General features: G+C 54.0%; 17 protein-coding genes. 8 read left to right on the top strand and 9 right to left on the bottom strand.

Features of this window, described 5'->3' with window-relative positions; translation table 11 throughout:
- Positions 1-2 precede the first annotated feature (2 nt).
- A complete protein-coding gene (locus RAL91_RS10285) occupies positions 3-830 on the bottom strand; it encodes an inositol monophosphatase (protein WP_306261939.1) in 828 nt (275 codons plus the stop codon).
- A 180-nt stretch (positions 831-1010) separates the two neighbouring features.
- Positions 1011-1928: a LysR family transcriptional regulator gene (locus RAL91_RS10280; protein WP_306261937.1), complete on the bottom strand. Its 918-nt coding sequence runs from the start codon at positions 1926-1928 to the stop codon at positions 1011-1013.
- 105 nt (positions 1929-2033) lie between these two features.
- On the opposite strand from RAL91_RS10280, the gene RAL91_RS10275 reads away from it, so the two are divergent.
- From RAL91_RS10275 to RAL91_RS10260, 4 genes are all read left to right on the top strand, one after another.
- On the top strand, positions 2034-2477 hold the full coding sequence (locus RAL91_RS10275; protein ID WP_306261934.1) for a tripartite tricarboxylate transporter TctB family protein: 444 nt from the start codon (positions 2034-2036) through the stop codon (positions 2475-2477).
- A gap of 4 nt (positions 2478-2481) precedes the next feature.
- Positions 2482-4017, top strand: a complete 1536-nt coding sequence (locus RAL91_RS10270) for a tripartite tricarboxylate transporter permease (RefSeq protein WP_306261932.1) — start codon at positions 2482-2484, stop codon at positions 4015-4017.
- Between the two features lie 21 nt (positions 4018-4038).
- A complete protein-coding gene (locus tag RAL91_RS10265) occupies positions 4039-5007 on the top strand; it encodes a tripartite tricarboxylate transporter substrate binding protein (RefSeq protein ID WP_306261930.1) in 969 nt (322 codons plus the stop codon).
- Between the two features lie 62 nt (positions 5008-5069).
- Complete coding sequence (locus RAL91_RS10260; protein ID WP_306261928.1) at positions 5070-6608, top strand: sulfatase-like hydrolase/transferase; 1539 nt, start codon at positions 5070-5072, stop codon at positions 6606-6608.
- 24 nt (positions 6609-6632) lie between these two features.
- On the opposite strand, the gene RAL91_RS10255 is transcribed toward RAL91_RS10260, so the two are convergent.
- From RAL91_RS10255 to RAL91_RS10245, 3 genes are read right to left on the bottom strand one after another with little or no spacing between them, the layout of a single operon-like run.
- Positions 6633-7910 carry an L-fuconate dehydratase gene (locus RAL91_RS10255; protein ID WP_306261926.1) on the bottom strand — a complete coding sequence of 426 codons (1278 nt, stop codon included), beginning with the start codon at positions 7908-7910 and terminating at the stop codon, positions 6633-6635.
- Positions 7910-8752, bottom strand: a complete 843-nt coding sequence (locus RAL91_RS10250; RefSeq protein ID WP_306261924.1) for a fumarylacetoacetate hydrolase family protein — start codon at positions 8750-8752, stop codon at positions 7910-7912. The genes RAL91_RS10255 and RAL91_RS10250 overlap by 1 nt, the downstream gene beginning before the upstream one ends.
- 15 nt (positions 8753-8767) lie before the next feature.
- Complete coding sequence (locus tag RAL91_RS10245) at positions 8768-9514, bottom strand: SDR family oxidoreductase (RefSeq protein WP_306261921.1); 747 nt, start codon at positions 9512-9514, stop codon at positions 8768-8770.
- Positions 9515-9623: 109 nt separating this feature from the next.
- On the opposite strand from RAL91_RS10245, the gene RAL91_RS10240 reads away from it, so the two are divergent.
- The 3 genes from RAL91_RS10240 (at position 9624) to RAL91_RS10230 (ending at position 12731) form a co-directional block, all read left to right on the top strand.
- On the top strand, positions 9624-10409 hold the full coding sequence (locus RAL91_RS10240; protein WP_306261919.1) for an IclR family transcriptional regulator: 786 nt from the start codon (positions 9624-9626) through the stop codon (positions 10407-10409).
- Positions 10410-10647: 238 nt separating this feature from the next.
- Entirely contained in the window at positions 10648-11415 is a 768-nt protein-coding gene (locus RAL91_RS10235; protein ID WP_306261917.1) for a DsbA family protein, read from the top strand.
- Between the two features lie 107 nt (positions 11416-11522).
- Complete coding sequence (locus tag RAL91_RS10230) at positions 11523-12731, top strand: multidrug effflux MFS transporter (RefSeq protein ID WP_306261915.1); 1209 nt, start codon at positions 11523-11525, stop codon at positions 12729-12731.
- Here the strand turns inward: RAL91_RS10230 and ribB are convergent.
- From ribB to fabI, 4 genes are all read right to left on the bottom strand, one after another.
- The gene (gene ribB, locus RAL91_RS10225) at positions 12705-13826 is read right to left on the bottom strand and encodes a 3,4-dihydroxy-2-butanone-4-phosphate synthase (protein ID WP_306261913.1); all 1122 of its coding nucleotides are present in this window, start codon (positions 13824-13826) and stop codon (positions 12705-12707) included. The two genes, RAL91_RS10230 and ribB, sit on opposite strands and share 27 nt — an antisense overlap.
- A gap of 4 nt (positions 13827-13830) precedes the next feature.
- On the bottom strand, positions 13831-14919 hold the full coding sequence (aroC, locus tag RAL91_RS10220) for a chorismate synthase (RefSeq protein ID WP_306261911.1): 1089 nt from the start codon (positions 14917-14919) through the stop codon (positions 13831-13833).
- Between the two features lie 84 nt (positions 14920-15003).
- Positions 15004-15582 carry a histidine phosphatase family protein gene (locus RAL91_RS10215; RefSeq protein WP_306261909.1) on the bottom strand — a complete coding sequence of 193 codons (579 nt, stop codon included), beginning with the start codon at positions 15580-15582 and terminating at the stop codon, positions 15004-15006.
- Between the two features lie 7 nt (positions 15583-15589).
- Positions 15590-16423, bottom strand: a complete 834-nt coding sequence (gene fabI / locus RAL91_RS10210; protein ID WP_306261907.1) for an enoyl-ACP reductase FabI — start codon at positions 16421-16423, stop codon at positions 15590-15592.
- 175 nt (positions 16424-16598) lie between these two features.
- Here fabI and RAL91_RS10205 point away from each other — a divergent pair, with 175 nt between their 5' ends.
- A complete protein-coding gene (locus RAL91_RS10205) occupies positions 16599-17999 on the top strand; it encodes an FAD-binding oxidoreductase (RefSeq protein WP_306261906.1) in 1401 nt (466 codons plus the stop codon).
- Positions 18000-18002 lie beyond the last annotated feature (3 nt).

Raw genomic sequence — 18002 nt, 5'->3', positions numbered from 1 at the left:
GCCTACTGCTTGGCAAACACAGGCTGCAAAATGGCGGTCACATTTTCAAATACATCTTCGCTAATCGCGGTCAGCATGGTGCCTTTAAAGACACCCGGACGATAAGGCGTGTTGTCGATGAGCCTGGCAACACCACCGGCCTCCTCGACAATCAAGGCACCTGCGGCATGATCCCACGGCTTCAGCGACGCAGCGATGCAAAAGCCGACATGGCCTTGCGCCAGCATGCGGTATTCATGACAGGAGCAACGCAATGACGCGACCCGGTCAAACTGCGGCAACACTTCAAAGAGATTTTTCTTCACATCAGGCGAGAACATGTTGAAGGGAATATATCCAGATAGACCGTCCTGAGGCTTGGTACAGTTCAAGACGCGTCTGTCGCCGGTGGTGACAGACCAGGCACCACTGCCCTTTTCCGCTGCAATCCAGTCATCCATCACCGGATCATATAGCAAGCCGAAAACAGTCTCTCCGCGCCTTGTAACAGCTATGATACTGCCAAAGGTCGCCAGTCCATTGGCATAGTTCCATGTTCCATCGACCGGATCGATGATCACGGCCATTTCGCTGCCGTCAATCAGGGATAACAGGGAGGGATCTTTTTCGCTGGCTTCTTCTCCCACGAAATCAGCCTCAGGAAGAACCTGACGGACCAATGCTGCAATTAGCTTTTCCGCGTTTTCGTCGGCGATGGTGACCAGATCATCCGGCGCGGATTTGGAGTTGATGCTGGCTGCATCGAGCTTGCGAAACCGCGGCATGATTTCGCTCCGGCCAGCCTCGCGCACGGCATCAATTATGTTCTCGATTATTTTTGCACTCAGCATCATCGGTTCCTTGCAGACACTTGTTGTTCATTGTTTCCTAGCGCCTGCAATTGATCCGTTTGATGAATTGAGATGCACATACGCATGACGCAGCTCATGCCCTGCCTGCGACTCGCAGCTGCGGGCATGTCTGTTCGTCGCAACATGCCACAAAGGATACGGTTTTGATCCAAGGCTGGATTAATTATAGGTCTTGCAGACGTTTTTAATCTCGGAAAGCAACGCCCTTCCTGCTGGCGGCAGTTCGTAGCCTTTGCGTACAGCGATGCCTGCAATGCGCGTCCACGTCAGGTCTTCGCAATCAATGCGCACAATATCGCTATGGTTTGGATTGGTGCGCATGTTTGGCAACAGCGTCAAAAGATCGGATTGCTGGACGATGCGTATGGCGACAGTCCGCGAGACCGAGTGCACTGCGACATGGGGAAAGACCCAACCCTTCGCCCGAAAAACGCTTTCCAGATGGAGATATGGCGGATCATTCTGTCCACCCAGAACCCAGCCATAATCTCTCAAGTCAGATGGGCCTATGTTATGTCTTCCGGCCAATGGGTGGCCAGATCGAGCGACCACATCCATCTCATTTGCGATCAAGGGCAGCCACTCAATGTCCTCCATTGCGGCGGCTCCAGGAAATTCTGAGCCAAACAACAAGTCCAGCTTACCTTCCCGCAACATGTTCAAAAGCACCACCGCATTATCCATCTTCAAATGGATTTCCGCTGTAGGATAACGCGAAACCACATTGGCTATGGCGCGTGGTAACAAGGCATCCAGAAATGATGCCCCTGCTCCGACCTGAACCCGGCCGGGTGAGTTTCTCAGTCCATCAATCGCATTGATAATCTGATCGCTTTGACTGCGGATGATTTTCGCGTGTTCCAAAGCCAGCTTGCCCGACGGGGTCGGTGTGACACCTTTGGCATGGCGGTCAAACAGCCGCACGCCCATTTCGTCCTCGGCTCTTTTCAGTGCTTTGGTGAGAGCTGATTGGGTCATCCCCATAATACTCGCCGCTGCGTTGATGCTGCCATATTCTTCAATGGTCAGCATGACCGCAACATGACGCAGGGGAACAAAGGTATTCATTTTTGTCATATATATTTCAACCTATTCAGTCTTGATTGGAATATACCTTGAATGCGAGACTTTGATCAAGTTATGGCGGATCAGTTCAGGATCCGCCCCCTGGGGAGGGACAATATGCGACATGCGCTGATTCAGGAATTGCTGGTTTTAACCGCTATTCTTGCCATCGCCGTTCTGGTCTTTGTGCAGACAGGTTCCATCATGGACGCTGGCGGCAGTCAGGTGGCATCTGGCACTTTTCCACGGCTGGCTGCAGGTACCATGGGCGTTTTGGCAATTGTTCGGATGCTGATGTTTGTTGTCAAATCGGGCACGTTTGACGGCATCTACGACTGGAACTGGAACAGCATGCACCGCATTGTCTCAGCAACTGTGCTGATGGTGCTCTACATTCTTCTGTTCCGGTTGGTGCCATTTGCACCCCTCACCTTCGCATTCATATTCCTGGTGTTCCTGTCTTTCGGCGTGCGCCCATTGAAGCGGCTTCTCATCAGCACAGCCCTATCAGCAGGCTTCCTGACCATTTTGTTTGTCTACATTGTCGGGATTGTGAGGTGAGATCATGACCTCTCACATCCTCGGAGCGTTTGCTGATATTTTTCAGCCAATGAGCTTTGCGTTTCTCTTTGTTGGCAGCGCATTGGGTTTGCTGGTCGGCGTTCTGCCGGGCCTGTCATCGCCAATGGCTTTGGCCATTCTCATTCCAATCACATTCGGGATGGAGCCATTTTCTGCCTTCATGATCCTGATCGGCATTTATGTCGGCACCAAAACCGGCGGTGCGTTTGCCGCCATTCTCATTCGCACTCCCGGCACACCAGCTGCCGCCGCCACAGCCATGGAAGGTTTTCCCATGGCGCAGCGGGGAGAAGCCGGACGGGCGCTGGCGATCTCGATTGGCTCTTCCTTTGTGGGCGGGACTGTAAGCTGGATGGTTGCCGTGCCTCTGGTTGGCGTCATTGGTCTTTACGCGGTCCGGATTTCATCTGCTGATCTGGCCATGATCGGCCTTATGGCGCTGGCCGCTGTCTCCAGCCTGTCTGGCCGGGACCTGCTGAAAGGCCTGATGTCTTCGTGCCTTGGTTTGATCCTGGCAACAGTTGGACTGGATGAGCTGACAGGCACGCCACGACTGACGCTGGGATACTATCAAATGCTTGGTGGCATTCCGTTTTTGGCAGCGATTGTCGGCCTGTTCGCCATTGCAACCGTGCTGGTCGACATGTCCGAAGAAGCTGTGAACGCCAAGCCCCCAACAAAAAGAGGACGCTTCAATCTGGTTTCGCTGATGCGCGAATTGTGGAGCATGCGCAAGCAGTTGGCGGTTGGCACGACCATCGGATCTATCCTTGGCGTTGTTCCGGGCGTTGGCTCGGATACTGCCGGCTGGTTGTCCTTTGCCTATGTCAAACGCCAGATCGAAAAAGGGTTTTTGAAAAGCGATCGCAAAATCGGAGAAGGCGTCCCGCAAGGCCTGGCAGCGCCAGAGGCTGCCAACAACGCCGTCACCGGCGGCGCTACAATTCCGATGCTGACACTTGGCATTCCCGGCGACGGCTCCACGGCAATCATGCTGGGCGCACTGATGTTGTTCGGGCTGCAACCGGGCCCGCTGTTTTTCCGTGAAAGCCCTGATATGGCATACGGCATTCTGATAGCGCTCGGGGTTGCCAATCTGACCACCCTGTTGGCCGCGGTTCTGTTGATCAGACCTTTCACTGCAGTGTTGCGCATTGATCGCTCCATGCTGCTTGGCAGTGTTCTGGTGCTGGCGCTGGCAGGCAGTTTTGCCAGTACAAACAATACGTTTGAAATGATGATTGCCCTGTCATTCGGTGTGCTCGGCTATTTGATGCATCGGTTCGGGTTCTCTATTCCCGCCCTGGCCCTGGGGTTGATCCTGGGACCGGTCATCGAAAGTAATTTCCGCCGGGCGCTGATGATTTCGCGCGGCGACGCGATGGTGTTTCTCACCAGCCCGATCTCGCTGATTTGCATCATTCTGCTGACCCTGCTTGCGGGAAAGCTTCTCTACGACTTTGTCTCAAAATCAAAAAAGAAATCCGAGACACAGGCCAAACAATCGACCGACGCATGACTTTTTTAACAGGAGGAAACAATGAAAAATATAACTTCAAGAATAGCCGGACTAGCGGCAATAGCGGCGGCTGTTGCTGTCTCATTCAATGGCGCATCGATGGCCCAGGATTTTCCATCGAAGCCCATCCAGATCATCAATGCATTTGCGCCCGGCGGCGCAACTGACACGGCCATTCGCGGCCTGACGAAAATGTCTGACAATTTCATTGATCAGCCGATTGTCATTGATTCAGTAACAGGTGGCGGTGGTGTGACCGGGATTTTACAGGCATCACGTGCCAAGCCGGATGGCTATACGCTTCTGGTCGCCGATACCGTGATGACCACCTTGCCGCTGTTTCAGGAAAACCTTCCCGTCAGCGCAGAAGATTTCCGCCCCATTGGCGTTTTCAACCTGCGTGGCGCATGGCTGTTGGCACGCCCTTCAAAAGGCTGGGAAAAACTGGCTGACTTTGTGGCAGCTGCAAAAGAACGTCCGGGCGAACTGACTGTTGGCGTGCCAGCGCTCAGCAGCCCGCAGCATCTTGCCGTGATTGCCATTGAAGACACATTTGATATCGACGTGAACATCATTCCCTATGGTGGCGGCGCCCCGACAATGGCCGCATTGCTTGGTGACCAGATTGACGCTGGTATGCCTGGTGCGCCCGCAGGACTGGACTCAGTCAATGCTGGAGAAGCGGTCTTTCTTGTGGCTTCAACCGAGCTTGAGCTTGTCAAATTCAAAGGAGATATGATTTCCTTTCCAGAAGCTGGCATTCCCCATGATCTTGGGATCTGGGCCGCGCTCTGGGCACCCAAGGATACGCCGGATGATGTGATGGCTAAATTGGCCACAATCTTCGGCGGCATGGCGCAGTCCGACGACTGGACGAATTTTGCCAGAAGCTACGGTGTGACACCCATCTGGAAGCCGCTGGATGAAGCTGAAGCTTATATTGGCGCATCTGCCAAGAGCATGTCTGATCTTGCAAAGCTGATCAAATAAGTAAGCCGTTTGGCCCTGCCATCGGCAGGGCCAACACATGCCCCAGATACAGGAAGCAGTTCATGAGTAAACGGCCAAACATCATTTTCATCACAGCTGATCAGCATCGCGGCGACTGTTTCGGGTTTGAAGGGCGCAAGGTCAAGACACCGCATCTGGACCAGTTGGCGCGTGAGGGCACCCATTTTGCCACTTGCATCACCTCAAATCCGGTCTGTCAGCCTGCGCGTGCGTCTCTGGTCACCGGTCTGTTGCCCAGAACCCATGGGGTTTCGGACAATGGCATCGATCTGGACCCTGAATTGGGTGAAAAAGGATTTGGCGGCGCTTTAACAGCCTCAGGCTACAGCACCACACTCATCGGCAAAGCTCATTTTGCCACCGCACATACATTTGAGCCAACTGGCTCGGCGGAATGCCGTGACAGTATGGCAAATTATTCAGAAGACTGGTTTGGCCCTTATATGGGATTTTCCCATGTCGAACTGGTTGTCGAAGGACACAATATTCATCTTCCCCTGCAGCCGCCCAATGGCCAGCATTATGAAAACTGGTATTATGGAGACGGGTACGGCGCTGAAAAGAACGAAGCCTACTCGGCCAATGTGGGACCGGATACAAAGGATGCTCCACAGACATGGCATTCAGGGCTTCCCCCGGTGTGGCACAACTCAACCTGGGTGGCCGACAGGACCATTGCCCGCATCAATGAGGTACAGGACGAAGATGAGCCGTTTTTCATCTGGGCCTCTTTTCCTGATCCACACCATCCCTTTGACTGCCCCGTTCCCTGGAGCCTGTTGCATCGGCCAGAAGACGTTGATCTGCCGGAAAACCGTACGCTTGATCTGGAAAAACGCCCCTGGTGGCATAAGCAGGCGTTGGAAGGTAAACCCGACATTCGGGAAGATCTGGCAGAATTTCGCACGAAATACTCGCGCACGCCGGTTATGAGCGATGATCAATTGCGTGAAGTCATCGCCAATTACTACGGCATGATAGCGCTGATTGATCACAATGTCGGTCGGATCATGGCAGAGCTTGGCCATCTTGGACTGGATGACAATACAATCATTATCTATTCAGCCGATCACGGCGACTGGCTTGGTGATCACGGCCTGCTGTTGAAAGGCCCCATGCTGTATGACGGGCTGCTGAGGGTCGGCTGCATCATCAAAGGACCTGGGATCCCTGCCGGAAAGCGGGTTACTGATCCGGTGTCCAATCTGGATTTTGCGGCCACAATCCTGGATTACGCCGATGCGCCGCAACTCATGGATATGCACAGCCAAAGCCTGCGTGACCTAATCGAGACAGATGATGCACACCGTGAATTTGCCTATAATGAGTGGGATTTGCGTTCCTCCCGCTCCGGTGTTGCGCTCGATCTGCGGACAGTGCGGACACGGACCCAGAGATTGAGCAAGGATATGATCAGCGGTGACGGCGAGATGTATGATCTGCTGAATGATCCGAATGAATGCGTCAACCTGTACGAAAATCCGGATTATGCGGATATGCGTGCCACACTTGAAGGTATGATCGCATCACGTCCGGATGACGCGTTGCCAACCCAGTTGCCGCAGGTGGGGATGGCCTGACGGCCATCCCTGAAACGGCGACTTCTATCCGTGGATAAAGTCCGGATTGTTGAGCGTTTCGGGTTTTATTTCGATTGAGAAGCCCGCTGCTTGTGGCGCCTGATAGGCGCCATCCTCTACGATGCAGGGATTGATGAAATGCTCGTGGAGATGATCCACAAACTCAATCCTCTTGCTGTCCTTCTCTCCTGAAATGGCGACATAATCGATCATCGACAGGTGCTGGACATATTCACACAAGCCCACGCCACCAGCATGCGGCCAGATTGGCAGGCCATATTTGGCGGCCATCAGCTGCACGGCCAACACTTCGTTCAAGCCGCCAAGGCGGCAGGCATCGATCTGAACAATATCAATGGCACCGCCAGCGATGAATTGTTTGAACAGGATGCGGTTCTGGCACATTTCACCGGTCGCGACCTTGATGGGCGCGATTGCGTCGCGAATGGCCTTGTGGCCTGCAACATCGTCCGGGCTGGTAGGTTCTTCAATGAAGAACGGGCGTACAAAAGCCAGTTCCTTGACCCAGTCGATGGCTTCTTTGACTTCCCAGACCTGGTTGGCGTCGATCATGATGGTCATTTCTTCGCCCAGTTCTTCCCGGGCAATTGTCAGGCGGCGAATATCATCCTGCAGATCACGCCCCACCTTGAATTTGGTGTGGGTGAAACCGGACTCCCGCGCTTCACGGCAGAGACCGCGCAGCTTTTCGTCCGAATAGCCAAGCCAGCCTGCTGACGTTGTGTAGCAAGGGTAGCCTTCCTGTTTCAGACGTTCGATCCGTTCTGCTTTACCAGCCTCTGCCTTCTTCAAAAGCGCCAGCGCTTCTTCCGGGGTCAGGGCATCGGCCAGATAGCGGAAATCCACCAGTTTGACGATTTCCTCTGGCGACATGTCGCCAACCAATTGCCAAACCGGCTTGCCGGCTTCCTTGGCGAGCAAATCCCAAACCGCATTGACAACCGCGCCTGTTGCCAGATGGATCGCCCCCTTGTCGGGTCCAATCCATCTTAGCTGACTGTCGCCAGTGATATGACGCCAGAAACGGCCCATATCATCGCGAATCCAGTCAAGGTCCAGACCGACCACAAGATTGCTCAGTGCCTTGATGGCAACAATACAGATTTCATTGCCACGTCCAATCGTGAAGGTCAGTCCATGCCCTTCATGAGTGCCATCTGTTTCCAGAATGACGTAAGCAGCCGAGTAATCCGGATCCGGATTCATCGCATCAGAGCCGTCCAGAGACAGACTTGTCGGGAATCTGAGATCGCGTGTGGTCAGTCCGGTAATCTTGACCATTAGCCTGCAACCACATCCTGGGATTGCTGGCCAAGTCCATCAATGCCCAACTCGATTTTATCACCGGGCTTGAGATAGGTTTCCGGTTTCTGGCCCATGCCAACACCTGGAGGCGTTCCCGTGGAGATGACATCCCCCGGCTGAAGCGACATGAATTGCGACAGATGTGCAATCACGGTTGCAACACCAAAATGCATGGTGCGTGTGGAGCCGTTCTGGTAACGGTGGCCATTCACTTCAAGCCACATGGCCAGATCCTGAGGATCAGCCACTTCGTCCCGCGTCACCAACCATGGCCCGATAGGCCCGAAGGTGTCAGCAGATTTGCCTTTGACCCATTGGCCGGAGCGGTGCAACTGAAAGTCCCGCTCGCTGACATCGTTGATGACACAGTAGCCGGCAACATGGTCCAAAGCATCTGCTTCCGACACATATTTGGCTTCTTTGCCGATGACGACACCCAGCTCGACTTCCCAGTCTGTCTTGACCGAATTGCGTGGAATTTCAACCTTATCGTCCGGGCCACAAATGGCCGAGGTCGCTTTGAAAAAGATCACCGGCTCTTCAGGCAGCTCCATACCGCTTTCTACAGCATGATCTGCATAGTTGAGACCGATACAGATGAATTTACCGACGCCGCCAACGCATGGCCCCAAGCGTGGATTACCATCAACCACCGGGAGGCTTTTTACATCCAGTCCGCTGAGGCTATCGATCAGCCCTTCACTCAAAGCCTTGCCTGAAACATCGGAAACCACACCGCTAAGATCGCGGATTGATCCGTCATCGTCCAGCAGTCCGGGTTTTTCGGATCCTTGTGGCCCGTATCGCAATAATTTCATGTCAAAATCCTCTTTCTATATGGCCCATCCGCCATCGATGGCGTGGGCCTGTCCCGTTGTAAAGCCGCTTTCATCACTGGCCAGATAGGTGGCCAGAGCTGCAATCTCGTTCACATTGCCGACACGGCCCATTGGCTGTCTGGCAACAAAATCTTTCCAGGCCTGATCATAATTGCCCGTAGCCCGAAGCCTTTCATGAAGGCTGGGCGTATCAACGGTGCCCGGGCAAATGGCATTGCAGCGCACGCCCTTTGTCACAAAGTCCGCAGCAACGGATTTGGTCATGCCGATGACCGCCGCCTTGGACGCACAATAAGCGAAGCGATTGGGAACGCCCTTTATGGAAGACGCCACAGAGGACATGTTGATGATTGACCCACCGCCATTTTCAAGCATGCCAGGCAAGGTCAGTTTCATCAGCCGGTACATGGCTGTCACATTCAGATCAAAGGCGAAGGTCCAGTCCTCGTCGCTGCATTCCAGAATGTTTCCCGCATGGACATATCCGGCACAGTTAAACAGCACATCAACCGGACCAATGTCCGCTACGGTGCTGGCAACGGCGTCCGCATCTGTCACGTCCAATGGCATGGCTGTTACCTGTTCCACGCCATCAAAAACGCTTAGAGAGGCGGAATTGATGTCCGTTGCGAACACCTTTGCGCCCTGAGCCACATACATATCTACAGTGGCTCTGCCGATACCTTGACCGGCTGCAGTTATCAGGGCAGTTTTTCCCGCCAGACGTAATGATGAAGACATTATGATCGCTCCCATGAATGTTTGAAATTCATATACAAATGATATCTTCGTTTGTAAATTTATTTTTTTAAGTCATAATTCCGTATGTGGACATGAATGAGAGGCCATTATGGACGATAGTGCCAATGACAAGTATCGCGCGCCGGCTCTCGACAAGGGCCTCGATATCATCGAGTTGCTGGCAGAGCGCAGTCATGGCTTGTCTCAGAAGGACATTGCCGAGGCACTCGGGCGCTCTCCAAACGAGATTTACCGTATGCTGACAACGCTGCTGCAACGGGGCTATATTTCACGTGATGCAAAAAGTGATCTTTTTGCGCTTTCCCTGAAAATGTTCTCGCTGGCACAGTTTCATCCGCCGATGCACAGATTGCTGGCCTATGCCGCACCGCTGATGCAGACCGCGGCACAAAGTTCCTGGCAATCCTGTCATATCGGGATGGAAGATAACTGGATGGTCGTCATTGTCGCGTCGCATCCCTCTCCGGGAAACTGGGGACTTGCAATGCGCGCGGGCTCTGTCATTGGACTGACCAATACGGGGACCGGGCGCGTGCTGGCAGCCTTTCGACCTTCGGAGGAACGCAAAGCCCTGCTGGACAATCATCGCCTCGCCCTTGGAGAGCCGAGACCTGATAGGGCCATCCTGAAAAAACGCCTCGAGGCCATTCTTGACCGTGGCTACGAGCAGGCCCCATCCGAAGCCACACAGGGCGTGACCGATCTGTCATTTCCGGTGTTTGATTCTTTTTCGCGTGCCATAGCCGTGGTTACCTGCCCTCATCTTCATCGGATCGATGAAGTTGTGGTGCCCGATCTGGATGAAGTCGTTGCCACCTATAAGGCTTTGGCTGCAAATCTGACTGCGTATTTCGGAGGGGTCGCTCCAGATTGATTGCGCGGAAATTGCGGGCTTCCATGACAAAAGCGTTATTTGACCGGCACGGGCTGGAAATCTAGACTAACTCATATTTCAGTACCAACTAATCGGGCGTATCGGGCGTAAGCGACAAGCATAATTGCTGACCTTAGCAAAAATTTGGTATTTGGTTTGCTACAGTCTCGCCAACTACTCGTTCGAGCATTTGGCCCGGCACCGTTCAAGCCAATCACTTTGCATTAGGAACAATACAATGCCTTTGAAACTGACACTCTCCCGCCTGGCACGCATTATCATGCCTGCAGTTCTGCTTGTGCCGCTCGCGGTGCCTGTATCAGCGCAGAGTTTTCCTGAAGCGCAACAGGATGAGATTCGGTCTATCGTGCGCGACTATCTTCTTGAAAATCCGGAAATCATCGCAGAAGCATTAAATATGCTGGAGTCGCGCCAGAAACAGATGGCTGAAGCTGCGCGGACTGAAGCCGTCGCCAACATGCAGGCACAGATTTTCGATTCCCCCAATCAGGTTGTTCTGGGGAACCCCGATGGTGATGTAACCATGGTGGAGTTCTTTGACTATAATTGTGGCTTCTGCAAACGAGCCCATACGGATATGTTGGCGCTTTTGGAAACGGATCCCAATCTGCGCTTTGTTTTAAAAGAATTCCCTGTTCTTGGGGAAGGATCGGTTGAAGCTGCCCGTGTCAGCATTGCTGTGAGTGAATTGGCCCCTGAGAAGTTTGAAGAGTTTCATCTGCAACTGCTGCTTGGGCCAGGTCAGGCAAATGCTGCCAAGGCAATGCGGGTTGCAACCAGCCTCGGAATTGATGGTGCCACACTGGAGGCTGCCACCCAAACTGATCGGGCTGCCGAGACCATTCAGGAAGTCTATATGCTGGCAGATGCGTTGGGCCTGACCGGTACACCATCCTATGTGGTTGGTGACCAGGTTCTGTTTGGCGCGGTTGGCAAAGATCAGCTGGGTGACAGCATCAAAAAGGCCCGTGATCAGAAGAGTTGATCACTCGCCCATCATTATTGATGTGACAGGCCAACTCTAAAACCGGTATAGGACGGCGCGCTTAATGTGCGCCGTTTCTGTGTCCGACTTTGAAAAAGGCTTTAGCCATGTCCAGTGGACTCTTTCGTTCAGCAGCAATTCTTGGCCTCTTGTCAGCAGTAGGCCCATTTGCAATCGACATGTATTTACCTGCATTGCCAAATGTGGCGGCCGATCTTGGTAGCACAATTGCCGGCGCCCAGATGACGCTGACAGCCTATTTTATCGCGTTTGGCCTGGCACAACTGGTTTATGGCCCCCTGGCCGACCAGGTCGGGCGCAAGCCGCCGCTCTATATAGGCCTTTCCATTTTCATAGCTGGCTCCCTCGGCTGCACCTTTGCCCCGTCGATTGAGACGCTGATAGCGTTTCGTTTTGTGCAGGGTCTGGGTGCTGCGGTCGTCATGGTGATACCACGCGCGATCATCCGCGATTTGCATACTGGTGCGGAAGCGACCCGCTTGATGGCGCTGATCATGCTGGTCATCAGCATATCGCCCATGCTTGCCCCACTGGCTGGCAGCGGCGTGATCTACATCGGCAATTGGCGGTCCATATTTGCGATCCTCTGCGGCGCGGCGGTTCTCAGCCTTTTGATGACCGCATTTTTGCAACCGGAAACACTGGCAAAGGAACATCGTGTCCCGGTGAATTTGAAAAATCTTGCGACGGGCACCAAAACCCTGTTTCTGGATCGTGGCTTCATGATGCTGACACTCATCGGCGGTTTTGGCCTTGCCAGTTTCTTCGTCTTCATTGCCAGCGCCTCGTTCGTCTATACCGGCCAGTTTGGCATGAGCCCTGTCCAGTTCAGCCTGGCCTTTGCAGCGAACGCCGTTGGATTTTTCGCAGCCTCCCAATTGGCAGCCCCCTTTGGCGAGCGGTTCGGCATGATCCGCACAGTTTCGGGCGCTGTGACTGGGTTTATGCTGTTCTCCACCCTTCTGCTGATCCTGACCCTTGCCGGTTTTGGAACACTGCCCGTCATTATCGGGTTGCTGTTTTTGGCAAATGCATGTCTCGGTCTGGTGTTCCCCACGACCATGGTCATGGCGCTGGAAGAGCATGGTGAAATCGCCGGACTGGCATCCTCACTTGGAGGCACTCTGCAAATGGTGGCAGGTGGTGTGGCTGTGATGGTGGCCGGGCCATTTTTCGATGGAACTGCAACACCCATGGTGATTGCAATTGCCATCTGCTCGATCATTGCCTTTATCCTGACGCGCTTTGTGGTGCGTCCCGTGACAGCGTCAAACGTCGAGAATGTCGGTCTCTGAGATCGTAATCCCAAATCCCTTGAGGCCCACATAGTGGCGTTTTCGGGAGGCCAGCAGTCGAATATTGGACACATCCAGATCACGCAATATCTGCGCGCCCAGGCCGATCTCACGCCAGGCCTCTTCGCGGCTTTGGGTCGATCCGTGGGCTTCCTCTTCATCCGGGGAAAGCGTGGGGCCACGTAACTCGCGTTCTGAATCCGACGTCACACCTGCACCGCCTTCACGCAGATAGACAATGATGCCCCTGCCTTCTTCCGCAATTGAGGCTGCTCCCGTCTTGAGGGTCGAATTGGCCCCGAAAACGTCACCCAGAATGTCTTCCATGTGAAGACGCACCGGCACCGGCGCGCCGTCATGGATATTACCAAAGACCAGAGCCAGATGTTGCATGGGATCAAATGGTGTGCGGTAGGAAATGGCGCGCGCCTCGCCAAAACTTGTCTGAATGTGGCGCTCACCCACGCGCTCCACCAATTTATCCCGTCGTTGGCGGAAGGTAATCAGATCGGCCACGGAAATTGATTTAAGACCGTGCTCTTCGGCAAACGCCGCAACCGCAGCGCCGCGCTTTACTGTGCCATCATCATTGACCAGTTCGGAGATAACCCCCACTGGCGGCAAATCAGCAAGCTGGCACAAATCGACGGCGGCTTCTGTGTGACCAGACCGTGTCAGAACACCGCCTTCCTTGGCAACCAGAGGAAAAATATGACCCGGGCGCACAAAGTCGACTGCGCCGACATTCGGATTGGCCAGTGCGCGCACTGTCGAGCACCGCTCTGCCGCCGAAATACCGGTGGTCGTATCGTGGCGGTAATCAACCGACACCGTAAATGCAGTGCTGTGCGGCGCATCATTATTCGCGACCATCGGCTGCAACTGAAGGCGCTCAGCTTGCGAACGGCTCAGCGGCGCACAAACAATACCGCTGGTGTAGCGCACAATAAACGCCATGTTTTCCGGCGTACAATGCACCGCCGCAACAATCAGATCGCCTTCGTTTTCGCGATCATCATCATCGGTGACCACAACCATTTCACCGGCTTTGAAAGCCTCAATGGCCTGCCGAACGCGCAGATTTGAGTCTGTCATGATGTCAGCCATTCTGTCCACGGTGACGCAGAAAATGGTCGGCCAGAACACAGGCCGTCATCGCCTCGCCAATCGGCACGGCGCGGATACCGACGCACGGGTCATGCCGCCCCTTGGTGCGCACATCAACTTCCTCACCACTTCGGGTCACACTTTTGCGCGTTGTCAAAATGGAAGAGGTCGGTTTCACTGCAAAGCGCGCCACAACCGGCTCGCCGGAGGAAATGCCACCCAGAATGCCGCCTGCCTTGTTGGACAAAAAGACGGGTTTGCCATCGTCTCCCATGCGCATTTCGTCGGCATTGTCCTCACCACTTAAGCGGGCGGCCTCAAAGCCATTGCCAATTTCCACACCCTTTACCGCGTTGATCGACATGAAGGCGGAAGCAATATCCTGATCCAGCTTGCCGTAGACCGGCGCGCCAAGGCCAACCGGCACCTGATCCGCGACCACTTCGATGATGGCACCGACACTGGAACCCGCCTTGCGAATTCCATCCAGATAGGTTTCCCATTCCTTAGCAATAACGGGATCGGGACAGAAGAATGGATTGTTGTCGACTTCATCCCAGTTCCAGCGATCCCGGTCGACCGCAATGTCTCCGATCTGCACCAGAGCGCCGCGCACACGCATCGGGTTGATGACCTGACGGGCAATGGCTCCTGCCGCAACGCGCGCAGCTGTCTCGCGTGCTGATGAGCGCCCACCGCCGCGATAGTCGCGGATGCCATATTTGGAATCATAGGTGAAATCAGCATGACCGGGACGATAGCGTTCCTTGATTTCAGAATAATCTTTTGAGCGCTGATCTACATTCTCGATCATCAGCGAGATCGGCGTGCCGGTTGTCAGCAATGTGCCGGTTTCCTCATCTGGGAAAACACCGGACAGAATGCGCACCTGATCCGGTTCTTTGCGCTGTGTGGTGAAGCGTGATTGGCCGGGACGGCGCTTTTCCATCCATTGCTGGATCATTTCTTCGGAAATCGGCAGACGGGGCGGACATCCATCCACCACACAGCCCAGTGCCGGGCCGTGGCTTTCGCCCCATGTGGTGACGCGGAAGAGATGGCCAAAACTGTTGTGAGACATGAGAGTACGCCACTAATTGCTGGTGACCGGTGTTTAAGTGAGTGCAGCGTTTGGGTCAAACACAACGTTGGATTTGATGTTCTGCTAGACCAGCAGGACACGCCCATCAACAAGCTTCATCACCTGATCCTGCGGGGTTGGCAGAGCCAGAACTTCGTCGCCCGAAAGATTTTGCAAAATACCGCGCACTGCGCGACTAACGCCGCCGTGGGAGACAATCACGATATCCCTGTCGATGGACTCAATGACGCCGCGCACACGCTCTGTCAGCATCGCGTAGCTTTCGCCTCCAGGCGGTGCAAAATGGAATTTATCACGTCTCCGCTCGGATTCCAGATCCGCATGCTGTTCGTCAATCTCCGCTGCCGTGAGACCTTCAAACTTACCAAAGCCAATTTCCTTCAATCGGTCATCGGTGGCGTAATCGGTCGGTGGCAATCCCATTTCACCGCGCAGCAATTCCATGGTTTCGCTGGTCCGCGACATAGGGCTTGCCAGAAATGGCAAATCGAATGAGGACAAATGATCTTTCAGAGCGCGTCCATTGCGCCGTGCCTGATCACGTCCTGTGTCATTGAGCGGAATGTCCATCTGGCCCTGAAAGCGGCCAACATGGTTCCAGTCCGTCTGACCATGGCGGACAAAGTAAATCGTGTGTTTCACTGTGTGGCTACTTCTTGTTTACAACAATATCAGGCGCATCGACGGCTTTCATGCCAACGACGTGGTATCCGGAATCCACATGGTGAACCTCTCCGGTAACCCCACTGCTGAGATCAGACAGCAGATAAAAGGCGGAGCGACCAACCTGATCAGTTGTCACTGTCTGGCGCAGGGGCGAATTGTTTTCATTCCAGTCCAGGATATAGCGGAAATCACCAATGCCGGAGGCAGCCAATGTCTTGATTGGGCCAGCAGACAATGCATTTACACGGATTTTCTTGGGGCCGAGATCAACGGCCAGATAACGCACAGATGCTTCCAGTCCAGCTTTGGCAACGCCCATGACATTGTAATGCGGCATAACTTTTTCAGCGCCGAAATAGGTCAGCGTCAAAATTGACCCGCCATCGGTCATCAGCTTTTCTGCTCGTTGTGTGACAGCCGTCAGCGAGTAAACCGAAATGAGCATTGTCTTCTGAAAATTTGCTTCGGATGTATCTACATAGCGCCCGGTCAATTCTGCCTTGTCGGAAAAGGCGATGGCATGCACGACAAAGTCGAGCTTGCCCCAATGTTGTTCCAAATCGGCAAAGACGGCGTCGATGGTCGCCGTGTCCGTCACATCGCAATGGCCCGCAACATGGCCGCCCAATTCCGCTACCAATGGCTCAACCCGCTTTTTCAGCGCATCGCCCTGATAGGTAAATGCCAGATCCGCGCCCTGTTCATGACAAGCTTTGGCAATTCCCCAGGCAATGGAGCGATTGTTGGCAAGCCCCATGATGAGGCCTTTTTTGCCCTTCATGATGTTACCGGTAAGATTGGCAAATTCGTCAGCCATTGAAAACGTCCTTGATTATTCTTGCAAGCAGGCCGCCGGGTGGGGCAAAGTCTGTGGCGTCGGGGTCTGTGTTCAGGGTCCGGGATCGGACTCTGGATCGAGGCGGCTTATGCCACAAGCGCTTAGCAGCTTCAAGCAGATGCAACACACAGTCAGGCCTTAAGAAACCAATTTCATGCTTTCAGAATTCAAAAACGCGCTTGGCGCCAATGCCGTGCTGAGCAATCAAGATGACATGCAACCCTATTTGCGCGAATGGCGCGGCCTTTACCAAGGCAAGGCACTTGCGGTAGTTCGACCCTCAACAACACAGGAAGTCAGTGATGCCGTGAAGCTGGCTTGCTCTCACGGGCTGAAAATCATTCCACAGGGCGGCAATACCGGGCTTGTTGGCGGGCAAATGCCCGACGATGAAAAAAACCATATTATCCTGTCTACAGACAGACTTAACGCCATACGAAACCTCGATTCAGAGGGCAATTCAATCACCGTGGAAGCAGGCGTTGTGCTGGAGCGTATTCAACAGGCAGCTTCGGATGCGGATCGGTTTTTTCCACTGTCGCTGGGCTCACAGGGCTCGTGCCAGATTGGCGGGAATATCTCCAGCAATGCGGGCGGCACGGGTGTTCTGGCCTATGGAAATACGCGCGATCTGGTGCTCGGACTTGAAGTGGTTCTTGCCGATGGGCGCATCTGGAACGGACTGCGTGCCTTGCGAAAGAACAACACAGGTTACGACCTGAAACAATTATTCATCGGCGCAGAAGGCACTTTGGGTCTTGTAACAGCCGCTACACTGAAACTTTTCCCCAAACCGAAAGGCAAACAAGTTGCCTTTATGGGCTTTGAGTCCCCTCATGCAGCCCTTGCAACACTGAATATTGCGCAAGGGTTGGCTGGCTCAAATCTCACCGGGTTTGAGCTCATTCCGCGGATCGGGATGGAGTATACATATCGCCACCTTGAGGGTGCACGTGACCCATTAGAGGGCGAGCATCCGTGGTATGCTGTGATTGAGATTTCCAGCGGTCGCTCGGATGCCGAAGCTGAAGCGCTTATGGCCGAGGCCTTCGAAACGGCTTTCGACGCAGGCCATGTCAATGATGCGGTGCTTGCCAATTCCCTTGCCCAACAGGATGCTTTCTGGCGCTTGCGGCATGCCATGTCAGAAGTCCAGAAATTTGAGGGCGGCTCAATCAAGCATGACGTTTCTGTCCCGGTTTCGAAAATGCCTGATTTCATTCTGGAAGCCAGCGCTGCCGTTAAGGCCACGATCCCGAATTGTCGTCCCGTGCCGTTTGGGCATCTTGGTGATGGCAACATTCACTTCAATGTCAGCCAGCCCATCGGTGCCGACAAGGACGCCTTTCTGGCTGAGTGGGATCGGGTCAACACCGTGGTCCATGACATTGTTGCGGCATATGGCGGCTCTGTCTCTGCCGAACACGGCATTGGGCGGCTGAAGGCAAAACTGATGCCTCATATCAAATCGGATGTGGAACTGGACATGATGCGCCAGATGAAACGCACACTCGATCCTGATGGCGTGTTCAATCCCGGTGCTTTGCTGCCGTAGCAA

Source organism: Pararhizobium sp. IMCC21322, from assembly GCF_030758295.1.
GTDB lineage: Bacteria > Pseudomonadota > Alphaproteobacteria > Rhizobiales.
The sequence above is the reverse complement of the archived record's forward strand: the minus strand, read 5'-3'. Positions and strand labels throughout refer to the sequence as shown.